At 53.6% G+C, this 14,177-nt stretch carries 11 protein-coding genes and 6 tRNA genes; 7 read left to right on the top strand and 10 right to left on the bottom strand.

Features of this window, described 5'->3' with window-relative positions; genetic code table 11:
- The first annotated feature begins 56 nt into the window (after window positions 1-56).
- Window positions 57-941 carry a LysR family transcriptional regulator gene (locus tag ACWKXT_RS12140; RefSeq protein WP_454532535.1) on the top strand — a complete coding sequence of 295 codons (885 nt, stop codon included), beginning with the start codon at window positions 57-59 and terminating at the stop codon, window positions 939-941.
- Window positions 942-984: 43 nt separating this feature from the next.
- Here ACWKXT_RS12140 and ACWKXT_RS12135 read toward each other — a convergent pair.
- The 4 genes from ACWKXT_RS12135 to ACWKXT_RS12120 form a co-directional block, all read right to left on the bottom strand.
- Window positions 985-1,060, bottom strand: a tRNA-Lys gene (locus tag ACWKXT_RS12135).
- A 4-nt stretch (window positions 1,061-1,064) separates the two neighbouring features.
- Window positions 1,065-1,140: transfer RNA gene (locus ACWKXT_RS12130), tRNA-Val, on the bottom strand.
- A gap of 29 nt (window positions 1,141-1,169) precedes the next feature.
- Window positions 1,170-1,245 (bottom strand) — tRNA-Val (locus ACWKXT_RS12125).
- 41 nt (window positions 1,246-1,286) lie between these two features.
- Window positions 1,287-1,362: transfer RNA gene (locus ACWKXT_RS12120), tRNA-Val, on the bottom strand.
- Between the two features lie 258 nt (window positions 1,363-1,620).
- Between ACWKXT_RS12120 and gltX the strand changes: the two genes are divergently transcribed.
- The gene (gene gltX, locus ACWKXT_RS12115; RefSeq protein ID WP_080328491.1) at window positions 1,621-3,036 is read left to right on the top strand and encodes a glutamate--tRNA ligase; all 1,416 of its coding nucleotides are present in this window, start codon (window positions 1,621-1,623) and stop codon (window positions 3,034-3,036) included.
- Window positions 3,037-3,086: 50 nt separating this feature from the next.
- Here gltX and ACWKXT_RS12110 read toward each other — a convergent pair whose 3' ends face one another.
- Window positions 3,087-3,470, bottom strand: a complete 384-nt coding sequence (locus ACWKXT_RS12110) for a YfeC-like transcriptional regulator (RefSeq protein ID WP_454532534.1) — start codon at window positions 3,468-3,470, stop codon at window positions 3,087-3,089.
- Window position 3,471: 1 nt separating this feature from the next.
- Window positions 3,472-3,834, bottom strand: a complete 363-nt coding sequence (locus ACWKXT_RS12105) for a YfeC-like transcriptional regulator (protein WP_454529043.1) — start codon at window positions 3,832-3,834, stop codon at window positions 3,472-3,474.
- A 217-nt stretch (window positions 3,835-4,051) separates the two neighbouring features.
- Between ACWKXT_RS12105 and ACWKXT_RS12100 the strand changes: the two genes are divergently transcribed.
- The 3 genes from ACWKXT_RS12100 (at window position 4,052) to ACWKXT_RS12090 (ending at window position 6,648) form a co-directional block, all read left to right on the top strand.
- A tRNA-Ala gene (locus ACWKXT_RS12100) sits at window positions 4,052-4,127 on the top strand.
- A 41-nt stretch (window positions 4,128-4,168) separates the two neighbouring features.
- Window positions 4,169-4,244: transfer RNA gene (locus ACWKXT_RS12095), tRNA-Ala, on the top strand.
- A gap of 214 nt (window positions 4,245-4,458) precedes the next feature.
- Window positions 4,459-6,648: an EAL domain-containing protein gene (locus ACWKXT_RS12090; protein WP_454532533.1), complete on the top strand. Its 2,190-nt coding sequence runs from the start codon at window positions 4,459-4,461 to the stop codon at window positions 6,646-6,648.
- Between the two features lie 42 nt (window positions 6,649-6,690).
- Here ACWKXT_RS12090 and ACWKXT_RS12085 read toward each other — a convergent pair whose 3' ends face one another.
- Window positions 6,691-7,878: a NupC/NupG family nucleoside CNT transporter gene (locus ACWKXT_RS12085; RefSeq protein ID WP_454532532.1), complete on the bottom strand. Its 1,188-nt coding sequence runs from the start codon at window positions 7,876-7,878 to the stop codon at window positions 6,691-6,693.
- A gap of 346 nt (window positions 7,879-8,224) precedes the next feature.
- On the opposite strand from ACWKXT_RS12085, the gene ACWKXT_RS12080 reads away from it, so the two are divergent.
- Entirely contained in the window at window positions 8,225-9,463 is a 1,239-nt protein-coding gene (locus tag ACWKXT_RS12080; protein WP_454529079.1) for an Nramp family divalent metal transporter, read from the top strand.
- Window positions 9,464-9,495: 32 nt separating this feature from the next.
- Here ACWKXT_RS12080 and ACWKXT_RS12075 read toward each other — a convergent pair whose 3' ends face one another.
- Both ACWKXT_RS12075 and ACWKXT_RS12070 read right to left on the bottom strand, forming a co-directional pair.
- The gene (locus ACWKXT_RS12075) at window positions 9,496-9,852 is read right to left on the bottom strand and encodes a DUF2502 domain-containing protein (protein ID WP_059354071.1); all 357 of its coding nucleotides are present in this window, start codon (window positions 9,850-9,852) and stop codon (window positions 9,496-9,498) included.
- A 127-nt stretch (window positions 9,853-9,979) separates the two neighbouring features.
- Window positions 9,980-10,978: an aldo/keto reductase gene (locus ACWKXT_RS12070; protein ID WP_454532531.1), complete on the bottom strand. Its 999-nt coding sequence runs from the start codon at window positions 10,976-10,978 to the stop codon at window positions 9,980-9,982.
- Between the two features lie 185 nt (window positions 10,979-11,163).
- On the opposite strand from ACWKXT_RS12070, the gene ipdC reads away from it, so the two are divergent.
- Window positions 11,164-12,822 carry an indolepyruvate decarboxylase gene (gene ipdC, locus ACWKXT_RS12065; RefSeq protein WP_454532530.1) on the top strand — a complete coding sequence of 553 codons (1,659 nt, stop codon included), beginning with the start codon at window positions 11,164-11,166 and terminating at the stop codon, window positions 12,820-12,822.
- Here the strand turns inward: ipdC and ACWKXT_RS12060 are convergent, their stop codons facing one another.
- The gene (locus ACWKXT_RS12060; protein ID WP_454529039.1) at window positions 12,823-14,058 is read right to left on the bottom strand and encodes an ion channel protein; all 1,236 of its coding nucleotides are present in this window, start codon (window positions 14,056-14,058) and stop codon (window positions 12,823-12,825) included.
- Window positions 14,059-14,177: the final 119 nt, after the last annotated feature.

Raw genomic sequence — 14,177 nt, 5'->3', positions numbered from 1 at the left:
GAACGCTGAAAGGCTTTAAGGTAGGCGCATAAGTGTTATCGCCAGGATATGTTTTGATGGAACGCGTCTACCGAACCGATCTCAAGCTGCTGCGCTATTTTCTGGCCGTGGCTGAGGAACTGCATTTTGGACGGGCTGCGGCCCGTCTCAATATGTCCCAGCCGCCGTTAAGCCTGCATATTAAAGAGCTGGAAAGCCAGCTGGGCACCTTACTTTTTATTCGCCACTCGCGGAGTGTCGCCCTGACGCACGCCGGTAAAGTGCTGATGGAAGAGTCCCGTCGTTTGCTCGCCAGTGCAAACCAGGCGCTGGCTCGCGTCGAGCAAATTGGCCGGGGGGAAGCCGGGCGCATTGAGCTGGGGATTGTCGGTACCGCCATGTGGAGCGAGGTGCGTACGGTCATGCGCACTTTTTTGAAAGAGCATCCGAATGTTGATGTTGTTTTTCGCGAAAAATCGCCAGTAATGCAGATGGCGCTGCTTGAGCGCCGGGAGCTGGATGTCGGGATCTGGCGAATGGCAACGGAACCTGCCGCGGGGTTAACCAGCCTGCGGTTGCGTGAAGCGGCTTTTCTGGTGGCGATGCCGGAAGATCACCGGCTGGTCAGGGAGCCTGCCATTGCGCTTGCAGAACTGCAGGACGAGTATTTTGTCACGATGCCGTCGGCCCATTCTGACTGGGCATTTTTACATCGCGTCTGCCAGCAGGCCGGTTTTTCGCCGATGATTGTGCGCGAAGCCGTTGAACCGCAAACGGTGCTGGCGATGATTAGCATGGGGATGGGAATTACGCTGGCTGCCGACAGCTACGCGCAGATGCAGTGGCCGGGCGTGGTGTTTCGTCCGTTACGGGAGCGTATACCGGCAGATTTGTATGTGGTGTATGACGAGAAACAGGCGACACCGGCAGTGAAGACGTTGATTGCGACGTTGAAGATGTAAAGCGCAGAAAGCAAAAAAGCGCCTTTAGGGCGCTTTTTTACATTGGTGGGTCGTGCAGGATTCGAACCTGCGACCAATTGATTAAAAGTCAACTGCTCTACCAACTGAGCTAACGACCCGAAATGGTGGGCGATGACGGGCTCGAACCGCCGACCCCCTCCGTGTAAAGGAGATGCTCTACCAACTGAGCTAATCGCCCATTTCGGAACTGCTGCGATAAGGTGAGAATGGTGGGCGATGACGGGCTCGAACCGCCGACCCCCTCCGTGTAAAGGAGATGCTCTACCAACTGAGCTAATCGCCCAATCTCAATTCTTATCAACACTGCGAGTCTACCGAAGTAGATGGTGGGTGATGACGGGCTCGAACCGCCGACCCCCTCCGTGTAAAGGAGATGCTCTACCAACTGAGCTAATCACCCCCGCTGTGTGGAGTCGCATTATAGGGAGAGTTGAAAATGAGTCAACGCATTTTCTAAAGTTTTTATTCGTTCGTCGTAAAATTAAACAAAACGATCGCGAAACGGGCAGTGGCGCATGATTTCTAAACAAAAATCGCAAACTCCACCACGATAAAGGGATCAACATTGAGGAATCCCCCCACAGTGATAGAATATTGCCCATCGTTTTTTCCCCGGGATTTGCCGATTGCCGGCATCTTTATAACGTAAGGCCATTTCATGAAAATCAAAACTCGCTTCGCGCCGAGCCCGACAGGCTATCTGCACGTCGGTGGTGCTCGTACTGCTCTCTATTCCTGGCTCTTTGCACGCCACAACAAAGGTGAGTTCGTGCTGCGTATTGAAGACACCGATCTTGAGCGCTCCACGCCGGAAGCAATCGAAGCCATCATGGATGGTATGAACTGGCTGAACCTGGAGTGGGACGAAGGCCCGTATTTCCAGACCAAGCGTTTTGACCGTTATAACGCCGTCATCGATGAGATGCTGGTCGCGGGCACGGCCTATAAATGCTACTGCTCCAAAGAACGTCTGGATGCACTGCGTGAAGAGCAGATGGCGAATGGTGAAAAGCCGCGTTATGACGGCCGCTGCCGCCACGATCATAGCGAGCATGCCGCTGATGAACCGTGCGTGGTGCGTTTTGCTAACCCGCAGGATGGCTCGGTGATCTTTGACGACCAGATCCGTGGCCCGATCGAATTCAGCAACCAGGAGCTGGACGATCTGATCATCCGCCGTACCGACGGTTCTCCAACCTATAACTTCTGCGTTGTGGTTGACGACTGGGATATGGAAATTACCCACGTTGTTCGTGGTGAAGACCATATCAATAACACGCCACGTCAGATCAACATCCTGAAAGCGCTGAATGCGCCCGTTCCGGTCTACGCGCACGTCTCCATGATTAATGGCGACGACGGTAAAAAGCTGTCTAAACGCCATGGCGCGGTCAGCGTTATGCAGTACCGTGACGACGGCTATCTGCCGGAAGCGCTGCTGAACTATCTTGTGCGTCTGGGCTGGGCTCACGGCGACCAGGAGATCTTCAGCCGCGAAGAGATGATCGAACTGTTCTCTCTGAGCTCTGTAAGCAAATCTGCCAGCGCATTCAATACCGACAAGCTGCTGTGGCTGAACCATCACTACATCAATACCATGCCGCCGGAATATGTGGCGACTTACCTGCAGTGGCACATTGAACAGGCAAACATTGATACCCGCACTGGCCCTGAACTGGCGGACCTGGTGAAACTGCTCGGCGAGCGCTGCAAAACGCTGAAAGAAATTGCCGAAAGCTGCCGCTACTTCTATGAAGAGTTTGATGAGTTCGACGCAGACGCTGCGAAAAAACACCTCCGCCCGGTTGCGCGTCAGCCGCTGGAAGTGGTGCGCGACAAGCTGGCTGCGCTCACCGACTGGACCGCTGAGAATGTGCATCACGCCATTCAGGCGACGGCAGACGAGCTGGAAGTCGGTATGGGTAAAGTGGGTATGCCGCTGCGCGTTGCGGTGACCGGTGCGGGTCAGTCTCCGGCGCTGGATGTCACCGTTCATGCCATCGGTAAGTCACGCAGCGTGGCGCGCATTAACAAGGCGCTGGACTTTATTGCTGAACGCGAAAATCAGCAGTAATAACGCCTTACAGAAGAAAACGGCAGGGTAACCTGCCGTTTTTTTGCCTTTTATTCAGCAATATTCAGACGAATAAGAAAACCGCGTATGCCTTCACGTTTCAGTAAGGTATCCAGGCGCTGTTGTTCAAGCTCGGTCATACTCTCCAGCGTTTCAATAATGCCCGGGCGCAGGTGTGAAGGCTGTCCATTGTAGGTTGTGGTCACATCAGCCAGATGATAAACCGCCTGACGGTTACGGATGGCGGGCAGACTCATGATGTGTTCCTTCACCCGCGCATCAACGTGGATAAGCCGCGCCCGACCGCCTTTCACGCCGTTGAGCCCTTCGGTTTTCCACCCCTGCTGGCGTATCCAGCGATTCACCGTTTGTCTGGCAACGCCCAAACTTTCCGCCAGCTCTTCCGTGGTCATTTTGCTACGTAATCTTTTCATATTAGTTCTGGTCGCGAATCCCTAAACGTTGCAACAAACCGGTAATCCCTTCCCGCATTAACAGCGATGTCATCTGCTTCTGCTCTTCCGGCGTCATTTCATTTGCCAGCGTCAGGAGTAGGGTATGAAGCGAACCATCATGGCTGATGCCGTCAGGCATAGCGGATGTTTCCGTTGCCCGGCGTGCGCTGCGGATAAACTCACGCACCTTTTCGTTCACATGCACCAGGCGCGCTTTCCCGCCCTGGACTCCTGGTTTTGGTGATGTTATCCAACCCTCTTTGCGTACCCATTTATTGATGGTCTGTCGGCTATAGCCAGTGAGCAGGGCTAACTCTTCTGGCGTCATTCGTTCCTTGATCATGCAATTTCCTGAATATTCGTGGGGTTAATTAACGGCTCATTTTATAGCACCGTTTTACGTGAAAACGTGACAGGCTTAACTCATGACTGCGAGCAGGCTCGCAAAGTGATTCATTTGCATGATTTTTCGGCGATTGAACCGCAGTCATTGATTTTGCCGTTGACACTCCGCAGCGGAATTCATATTATGCCGCCCGTCAACATGACAGCTTTACGATGGGGCTATAGCTCAGCTGGGAGAGCGCCTGCATGGCATGCAGGAGGTCAGCGGTTCGATCCCGCTTAGCTCCACCAAACTCTGAACCCAACAGAGTGCGGTCAGTAAAGTCACATGTGGGGCTATAGCTCAGCTGGGAGAGCGCTTGCATGGCATGCAAGAGGTCAGCGGTTCGATCCCGCTTAGCTCCACCAAAATTTTAAACCCTCGTCAAAAGACGAGGGTTTTTTTTATGTGTTTGTAACACCACTAAATATATTTTGTTGCTAAAATGGTGTTTTCCCATATCTCACCTCAACCAAAATCAATAAATCAGTCTATAAATAGACTTCACCTTGATTCGTGTAATTAATAAACCTATTATCCATGCGGTCAATGATATGAACGGATAATACTCTCTCCAGCTTAATGAATAGAAAAACGTATAATAATGTAAAGATATTTATAATTGCTCTGGCGATCTGCCTGATTGCGGTTCCCGTTTCCCGTTATCTCTCCCCTCGTGCAATTGTTAATGAACATGACGTTTATTTAGCGTGGCTTCCGCTAAGCGTTATGCTGGCGGTTATGCTGTTATTGGGGCGCCGCGGTATTCTGCCTATTCTGATAAGTTTTACGGTTGCTAATATATTTAATCTTAATTTAGCGCCGCTACAATATTCAGTATTACTGTTCTGTCAGACGTTCTCCGTATTCGCTGCCTGCGGTGTTCTGCGCCTCCTTCTGGGCCGGCGCTGGCGCTACTGCATGCCCAACAGGCACATTGGCTTACGCATATTTTGGCTCGGCTTTATGGTGCCGATAGGCATTAAAATGTCGATGTATGTGGCTGGCTATTTCTTTGATTTCCCGGTCACAATCTCAAATTTCTTTGGCGAAGGAACGGTAATTTATAACGTCGTTGATATTCAAAGCCTGATATGCGCGGCCATGATTTTTACCATGATGTTCTATTATCCGTTAAGAATGATTATTAATCCTCGTTATGCCGTCAAATTCTGGCGGCGAAGTGTGAAACCCGTGTTTTTACACAAGAAATCATTATATATATTCGTCTGGTTGATGCTGTTAATCGCCATCATTGCAATTTTATGTGCGCCTTTTGAGTCGCCTGTTATTGCGGGCTATTTGATGCCGGTTATTTTCATTCTCTTTACGTTAGCGATTAGCCGTCTGAGCTACGCGCTTATCTCTCTGTTGTGGGCCACCTCCGCGCTTCTGCTGTTGACCTACAACTACAACTTTCTTAACGGAGTGGAGTCGGGCCATTCGCTCTCCTTTATCCTGTCGGTGCTGATCTCTTTTGCTATCTGCCTGCTTTATATGTCGCAGATCTATCAGCGTAGTGAATGGTTGAAGCAGGGCTGGCAGGACAGGGCGCTCACCGATCCTTTGACTGGATTACCCAACATTCGTGCGCTGGAAGATTTTCTTCTGGATCACCCGAATGCCAAAGTGTGTTGCCTGAGAATGGATAATCTGGAGTTTTTGAGCCGCCATTACGGCATTCTCATGCGGGTGCACTGCAAACGGATGGTCACGGCCTCTCTCCAGCCGCTGTTGCAGAAAGATGAGGCGCTGTTCCAGCTGCCGGGAAGCGAGTTGGTGCTGGTATTGCTTGGGGAAGGAACGGCCGAGCGCCTCCAGCATATGGTTGATCGGCTGAACAGCCGTAAGATTTTCTGGAACAATACCGGGCTGGATATCGAATTTGGCGCGTCCTGGGGAATGGTCGAAAACGGTGAGAAACTGCACCACACGCTGGGGCAACTGAGCTGGCTGGCCGAGCAATCCTGCGGAGCACATAACGTTCTTGCGCTGACGAATAGCCTGGAAGTTGCATCAGGACAAACAACGGAGCGTGTCCTGATGCTGGCGCGGATTAAGCACGCCCTGGAAGCGGACCAGTTCCATTTATACACACAGCCGATCCAGAAAGCTGACGGTAGCGGATACTACGAAATTCTGGCGCGTATGGAGAGCGAGGGCGAGATCATCACTCCTGACCGCTTTATTCCGCTGATTGCCCAGTTCAACCTCAGCCATCGGTTTGATATGTGCGTCATGGAAAAATTGCTGTTGTGGCTGCGCGATCACCCAGCGACGCAGGCTGGCGCCCGTTTCTCGGTCAATCTGATGCCGCTTACGCTGATGCAAAAAGAGGTGGCGACCGAGATTTGCGCGCTCTTTGAACGGTACGGCGTTGCGCCTCAGGCTGTCGTGATTGAGATCACCGAAGAGCAGGCCTTCTCCAACTCCGGCTGCAGCATTCACAATATTCAGCAGCTGCGTGATTACGGTTTCCGTATTGCCATCGATGATTTTGGAACCGGCTACGCCAACTACGAGCGTCTGAGACGCCTGCAGGCTGACATCATTAAAATTGATGGCTGCTTCGTTAAAGATATTTGTACTGATGATATGGACGCAATGATCGTCCAGTCGATATGTAATCTGGCGAAGACAAAATCACTGTGTGTGGTGGCAGAATATGTTGAGACGCCAGCGCAGCGGGAGATGCTGCTACGCTTCGGCGTGGACTACCTGCAGGGCTACCTGATAGGAAAACCCAAACCGCTGGAAGAATTACGGGCATAAAAAAACCGGGAGCGAGGCTCCCGGTTTTTTTTACGGTAAACGTTACAGAACCAGCGCAGCGATAGAAGCAGACAGGACGCTCACCAGGGTGGAGCCGTAAACCAGTTTCAGGCCAAAGCGAGAAACCACGTTACCCTGTTCTTCGTTCAGGCCTTTAATCGCACCGGCGATAATACCGATGGACGAGAAGTTCGCGAAGGAGACCAGGAATACGGACAGAATGCCTTCCGCACGTGGAGAGAGCGTGCTGGCGATTTTCTGCAGATCCATCATCGCAACGAATTCGTTAGAAACCAGCTTGGTCGCCATGATACTGCCTACCTGCAGCGCTTCATGAGCCGGAACACCCATCACCCATGCGACAGGGTAGAAGATGTAGCCCAGGATACCCTGGAAGGAGATGCCCAGTACAGCGGCGAACAGGGCGTTCAGTGCGGAGATCAGGGCGATAAAGCCGATCAGCATCGCGGCAACGATAATCGCCACTTTGAAACCTGCCAGAATGTACTCACCCAGCATTTCGAAGAAGCTCTGCCCTTCGTGCAGGTTTGACATCTGAATGTTCTCTTCGTTGGCGTCAACGCGGTACGGGTTGATCAGCGACAGAACGATAAAGGTGCTGAACATGTTCAGAACCAGCGCAGCAACGACATATTTTGGCTCCAGCATGGTCATATACGCGCCCACGATAGACATGGATACGGTAGACATTGCGGTTGCCGCCATGGTGTACATGCGGTTACGGGACATTTTGCCGAGAATGTCTTTATACGCGATGAAGTTCTCAGACTGACCAAGGATCAGGGAACTTACGGCGTTGAAAGATTCCAGCTTGCCCATGCCGTTCACTTTGGATAACAGGAAACCAATGCCACGAATAACGAACGGCAGAACGCGGATATGCTGCAGAATACCGATCAGCGCGGAGATGAAGACGATTGGGCACAGCACCTTCAGGAAGAAGAATGCCAGACCTTCGTCGTTCATTTTACCGAAGACAAAGTTGGTCCCTTCGTTGGCGAATCCGAGCAGTTTTTCGAACATTTCGGAGAAGCCTTTCACGAAGCCGAGGCCTACGTTGGAGTTCAGGAAGAACCACGCAAGTAAAACTTCAATGACCAGCAGTTGGACAACATAACGAATACGAATTTTTTTGCGGTCTGTGCTGACCAGCAATGCAAGTGCAGTAACGACAACAAGTGCCAGGACAAAATGAAGGACGCGGTCCATATTTGCTCCAAATATGAGGCAGGTTTAATTTTCGTGCACATTCTATGTAACAAGCGAAAAGAAAACGAGATCAAGGACACACTATAGTTACATCCTGTGACGAGTCTCAAAATTAGTGATCCACAATACATTTTTGTTATGTTAGGTAAATGAGTGAAAAGTTAAGTTTGTGTGCTACGCTTCACAAATGACCGCGCATTTTCACATTCTGTGAAGTCGCGCCACCTGCCCATCTATTGTTCTTAGCTATCAGAGAAATCATTTTAAACTTTACAAATGATCTTGATAATCATTCTCATTTTGATAGCATTAAACATAGCAAAGGCTATATTTCCAGAGGCAGATGATGACAAACAGTCGCGTAGAGGGTAGCAGTGGCAGAGCAGCGCGCAAGTTGCGGTTTGCATTAATGGGACCGGCGTTCATTGCTGCCATCGGCTATATCGATCCGGGTAATTTTGCGACCAATATTCAGGCCGGGGCCAGCTTCGGCTACAAGCTGCTGTGGGTCGTCGTCTGGGCAAATCTGATGGCGATGCTGATTCAGATGCTCTCTGCAAAGCTGGGGATTGCCACGGGAAAAAACCTGGCGGAGCAAATTCGCGACCATTATCCGCGTCCGGCGGTGTGGTTGTACTGGGTTCAGGCAGAAATCATCGCCATGGCAACCGATCTCGCTGAATTTATCGGCGCAGCGATCGGCTTTAAACTGATCCTGGGCGTGTCGCTGTTACAGGGGGCGGTGCTGACCGGGATTGCCACATTCCTGATCCTGATGTTACAGCGTCGGGGGCAAAAACCGCTGGAGAAGGTCATTGGCGGCCTCCTGTTGTTTGTCGCTGCGGCCTATATTGTCGAACTCGTTTTCTCGCAGCCGAACCTGGCGCAGCTTGGTAAAGGGATGGTCATCCCCAGCCTGCCAACGTCGGAAGCGGTATTCCTCGCAGCCGGGGTGCTTGGGGCGACCATCATGCCGCATGTTATTTATCTTCACTCTTCGCTGACCCAGCATCTGCACGGCGGAACGCGTAAAGAGCGCTACTCGGCAACCAAATGGGATGTCGCTATCGCCATGACCATTGCGGGTTTCGTGAATCTGGCGATGATGGCCACCGCAGCTGCCGCTTTCCACTTTAACGGTCATACTGGCGTCGCCGACCTCGACCAGGCGTACCTCACACTGGAGCCGTTACTGAGCCATGCTGCCGCCACGATATTTGGTCTGAGCCTGGTTGCCGCCGGTCTCTCCTCCACGGTGGTGGGGACGCTGGCAGGGCAGGTAGTGATGCAGGGATTTGTTCGCTTCCATATTCCGCTGTGGGTTCGTCGTTCTGTCACCATGCTCCCGTCGTTTATCGTGATTCTGATGGGGCTCGATCCAACGCGAATTCTGGTGATGAGCCAGGTGCTGCTAAGCTTTGGCATCGCGCTGGCGCTGGTACCGCTGTTGATTTTTACCAGCAACAAAACCCTGATGGGCGATCTGGTTAACACGACGCTGGTAAAACGGGCCGGGTGGGCCATCGTGGTGGTGGTCGTAGCGCTAAACCTGTGGTTGTTGATTGGCACAGCGCTGGGGTTATAAAAGAAAAAGGAGCCGGGTGGCTCCTTTTTGCATTAATGATGACCGTGGCCGTGACCGTGGCCACCTCGTCCTTTTCCGCCGTGACCCCAGCCGCCGCGGCGGTCGTCACGATCGTTCCAGCCTTCGCGGTAGCCGCGTTCATAGGCGTTGTTTTTATACCAGCCGCGATGCAGGCCGTTATCGTGCCTGCGCCAGCGGTCGCCACGCCATTCATAATGACGGTTCCAGTAGTCACGGTCGCGCCAGTAGCCACCGTCCCAGTATCTGCCGTAGTCGTCACGATCGCCAATTTGTAATTTTACTGATGGCAACAGGGTGATTTCGCCCGCAGTGGCGACGAGCGGGGCCGAAGCCAGTAATACCGCTGCAAGAATCAGTGACCTGAACATACTCTTTCTCCTTCACGATCGGGGCCCTTGTGGGGCCTGTTAACGCAATATTACGAGTTGGTAAAGGTTCGTTTCATCGCCTCAACTCCGAATTCCTGAAGGAGAGCACTTTTTGCTAAAAGTGGTTTTATTTTGAACTGCTCAGGCTCCCATCAATAAGAGAAAGTTCTTCCGCAGTAAACTGGCGGTTCTCCAGCATGCCCACGGCATCATCAATGTGAGCCGTTTTGCTGGCCCCGATCAGCACCGACGTGACTTCTTCATGGCGTAGCACCCAGGCTAGCGCCATCTGCGACAGCTTCTGACCGCGGCTTTCCGCCAGGGCATTTAGCTTACGTACCTTCTCCAGTTTCTCCTCGGTGATTTGATCCGGGTTAAGGAACTGACTGCCGCTTGCTGCGCGGGAGTCTGCGGGAATACCGTTCAGATAGCGGTTGGTCAACTGTCCCCCGGCCAGCGGCGAGAAGGGTATGCAGCCGACCCCTTTTTCCCGCAGAACATCCAGCAAACCCCCTTCCGGCGCACGTTCGAACATTGAGTATTTCGGCTGGTGAATCAGGCAGGGCGTACCCAGATCGTCCAGGATATCTATCGCTTTTCGCGCCAGTTCGGCAGGATAATTGGATAGCCCGACATACAGGGCTTTTCCCTGGCGCACCAGGTGGTCAAGCGCTTTCATGGTTTCCTGTAGTGGCGTTTCCGGGTCAGGACGGTGGTGATAGAAGATATCGACATACTCCAGACCCGTGCGTTTCAGGCTTTGATCGAGGCTCGCCAGCAGGTATTTACGTGACCCCCAGTCGCCGTAGGGGCCATCCCACATGGTATATCCCGCCTTCGTGGAGACGATCAGCTCGTCGCGCCAGGGCAGAAAATCCTCCTGCAAAATACGGCCGAAATTACGTTCGGCCGACCCTGGCGGGGGACCATAGTTATTGGCAAGGTCGAAATGCGTAATACCCAGGTCGAACGCGCGCTGTAAAAGTTGACGGCTATTTTCGATAAGCGTGGCGTCACCAAAATTATGCCACAACCCCAGCGAGACCACGGGCAACCTGAGCCCGCTTCGCCCGCAGCGGCGATACTGCATTGTCTGATAACGATTTTTGTCCGGCTGATAACCCATTCGTATGGCCTCTCGTGCTGAAGAGAAAAATCAGTGTATGCGTTTACATTAACGTGAAAAAAAGCAGCATAGCCCAGCATTTTTTGTAAAGCATTCTTTCCATACTCTTCTTGTCGCCAATTCTGGACAGTCATCACGCTTATTTAATACTCAAGATGAGGTCAACATTAGAAGGATACCTGTTTATGCGTACCCCATACTGCGTCGCCGATTACCTGCTGGACCGACTTACAGATTGTGGAGCCGATCATCTGTTTGGCGTGCCGGGCGACTATAACCTGCAGTTTCTCGACCACGTGATAGACAGCCCGGATATCTGCTGGGTGGGCTGTGCCAACGAGTTAAACGCCTCTTATGCCGCTGACGGATACGCCCGATGCAAGGGCTTTGCCGCGTTGCTGACAACATTCGGCGTCGGAGAGTTAAGTGCCATGAACGGCATTGCGGGCAGCTATGCTGAGCACGTTCCGGTGCTGCATATTGTTGGCGCGCCGGGGATGGCGTCACAGCAAAGAGGGGAATTGCTGCACCATACGCTGGGCGATGGGGAGTTTCGTCATTTCTACCATATGAGCGAGCCTATCACCGTCGCGCAGGCGATCCTGACCGAACAAAACGCCTGTTATGAAATCGACCGGGTACTGACCACCATGCTCCGGGAGCGCCGTCCTGGCTACCTGATGTTGCCTGCCGATGTGGCAAAAAAAGCGGCCACGCCGCCTGTAAACGCTCTCACGCTTCGGCATGCGCATGCTGACAGCGCCTGTCTGAAAGCATTCCGGGATGCTGCGGAGCATCAACTGGCAGCCAGTAGGCGTACCGCGCTGTTAGCGGATTTTCTTGTCCTGCGCCATGGGCTGAAGCACGCGCTGCAGAAGTGGGTGAAGGACGTGCCGATGGCGCATGCCACCATGCTGATGGGCAAAGGCATATTCGACGAACGTAACGCCGGTTTTTACGGCACCTACAGCGGTTCGGCCAGTGCCGGTCCGGTAAAAGAGGCAATAGAGGGGGCGGATACGGTGCTGTGCATCGGCACGCGTTTTACCGATACCCTGACGGCCGGGTTTACCCATCAGTTAACGCTGGCACAGACGATAGAAGTCCAGCCGCATGCCGCCCGCGTCGGCGATATCTGGTTTACCGGCATCCCGATGGCCCAGGCCATTGAAACGCTGCTGGAGCTGTGTAAACAGCATGTTCATGATAAGCCTGTTCCGGCATCGCACAGCGCGATGAATTTCCCTCAGCCGGACGGCTCGCTTACCCAGGAGAATTTCTGGCAAACGTTGCAAACGTTTATTCGCCCGGGAGACATCATCCTGGCCGATCAGGGCACCTCGGCTTTCGGCGCGATTGACCTGCGTTTGCCCGCAGACGTGAATTTTATCGTCCAGCCGCTGTGGGGCTCGATTGGCTACACCCTGGCCGCGGCGTTCGGTGCGCAAACGGCGTGCCCGAACCGGCGCGTGATTGTGCTGACGGGGGACGGTGCGGCGCAGTTGACCATTCAGGAGCTTGGCTCGATGCTGCGTGATAAACAGCACCCCGTCATTCTGGTGCTCAACAACGAGGGGTACACGGTGGAAAGGGCGATCCACGGGCCGGAACAGCGTTACAACGACATTGCGCTATGGAACTGGACGCAAATCCCGCAGGCCCTGAGCCTCGATCCTCAGGCCCAGTGCTGGCGGGTCAGTGAAGCGGAGCAGCTGGCGGACGTACTTGAAAAAGTGGCGCACCACGAGCGGCTCTCGCTGATAGAGGTGATGCTGCCAAAAGCCGATATCCCACCGCTGTTGGGGGCCATTACCAAAGCGCTGGAAGCGCGCAATAGCGCCTGATTACTTATCGTTTCGCCAGGCCATCATCATCGGTTTGCCCGCCAGCAGGAGCCAGGCGGGCAACATCACGATGCAGAGCAGCGGGAACAGCGTCGAATCCGGCACCACCACCGCCGCCATAAACAGGCTCAGCCAGGCATCGCGCGTCACCACCAGAACCAGCCCCAGAATCGAGCAGGAGACGGTAATTGCTGCCGGCACCGCGTCGACATGTTCGTGCAGCATCAGCCCCAGCGCCACGCCGACAAACACCGCCGGGAAAATACGCCCGCCGCGGAAACCGCACGCGGCAGCGACGACCAGCGCCGCCAGTTTGATGACGGCAAACAGCAGATAATCAGAGACGCTAAACACCTGGCTGAAGGCCAGCTGCTGCATCTCGTCCAGACCTTTGAACAGGGTCACCGTTCCGCCAATTGCCCCTAAAACACCGAGGATTAGCCCCCCCGTTCCCAGAATCAATACCGGATGTTTAAGTTTATGCACCAGTCGGTGCAGGCGCGGAAGACACCATACCGCCACCATTCCCAGCGCGATAGCGATCGCGACCACGATGGCGCCGCTGAATATATCTGCAATCTGCATCTCTCCGTAGTGCGGCAGAGAGAGGGAGAAATGGGGATGAAAAAACAGGCTTGTCGTCAGCGCGCCGGCAGCCGCAGCCATCAGCGGAGCAAACAGCTTATCCCAGAGCGGAACGTCGTTATCACTGGCCAGCGTCTGAGAAAAGATCAGGGCAGCAGCGACAGGCGTGCCGAAAAGCGCCCCGATGGTGCCAGCGGAGGCGAGAATGGTCCAGTCCAGCGCGCCGACGCGAGGCAGGATGCGTGAGCCGAGGAAAACCGCCAGGCCAATATTCACCGCCATAATCGGATGCTCAGGCCCCAGGCTAACGCCGCCGGCCAGACCGATAATCAACGCGATAATCAGCCCCGGCAGTGCCGAAGGGGAAACCGGGGCGCCAATCAATGGTTCCTGCGCCGGGTCCGGTCCGGCGTGGCCGGGACTGAAACGGATCACCAGGCCCACCGCAATACCGGTTAATGTCAGCATCAGGATGATCCACGCAGATGAATCCGCGGTGACCCCCAGTTTTGCCGGTAGCGCCGTCCATAACAGACTTTGCAGCACCGACGCAATTTTCATCACGACAATAAGGACCAGGCTTGAGGCCACGCCAATGAGTAGCGCCGGAATTGCCAGCAACAGCATGGTTCTGGCTCGCGGGTGGAGCATGATGATTTCCTTGTACAAAACGCAATGACGTTACTTTGCACATTAAGCTTTATGGCAATAGTGCAAAAGGTGCTGAAACGGTAAAGTTATTCTGTGACGAAGATCGATAATCCACGGGC

This window comes from Enterobacter sp. UPMP701 (assembly GCF_053709515.1).
This window is presented reverse-complemented; position numbering and strand designations above follow the sequence as displayed.

Coding starts and splice junctions, on each gene's coding strand:
- ACWKXT_RS12090 (WP_454532533.1), top strand. CDS start 4,459: ATGAATAGAAAAACGTATAATAATGTAAAGATATTTATAATTGCTCTG.
- ipdC (WP_454532530.1), top strand. CDS start 11,164: ATGCGTACCCCATACTGCGTCGCCGATTACCTGCTGGACCGACTTACA.
- ACWKXT_RS12070 (WP_454532531.1), bottom strand. CDS start 10,978: ATGGGTTATCAGCCGGACAAAAATCGTTATCAGACAATGCAGTATCGC.
- ACWKXT_RS12060 (WP_454529039.1), bottom strand. CDS start 14,058: ATGCTCCACCCGCGAGCCAGAACCATGCTGTTGCTGGCAATTCCGGCG.
- ACWKXT_RS12110 (WP_454532534.1), bottom strand. CDS start 3,470: ATGAAAAGATTACGTAGCAAAATGACCACGGAAGAGCTGGCGGAAAGT.
- ACWKXT_RS12075 (WP_059354071.1), bottom strand. CDS start 9,852: ATGTTCAGGTCACTGATTCTTGCAGCGGTATTACTGGCTTCGGCCCCG.
- gltX (WP_080328491.1), top strand. CDS start 1,621: ATGAAAATCAAAACTCGCTTCGCGCCGAGCCCGACAGGCTATCTGCAC.
- ACWKXT_RS12080 (WP_454529079.1), top strand. CDS start 8,225: ATGACAAACAGTCGCGTAGAGGGTAGCAGTGGCAGAGCAGCGCGCAAG.
- ACWKXT_RS12085 (WP_454532532.1), bottom strand. CDS start 7,878: ATGGACCGCGTCCTTCATTTTGTCCTGGCACTTGTTGTCGTTACTGCA.
- ACWKXT_RS12105 (WP_454529043.1), bottom strand. CDS start 3,834: ATGATCAAGGAACGAATGACGCCAGAAGAGTTAGCCCTGCTCACTGGC.
- ACWKXT_RS12140 (WP_454532535.1), top strand. CDS start 57: ATGGAACGCGTCTACCGAACCGATCTCAAGCTGCTGCGCTATTTTCTG.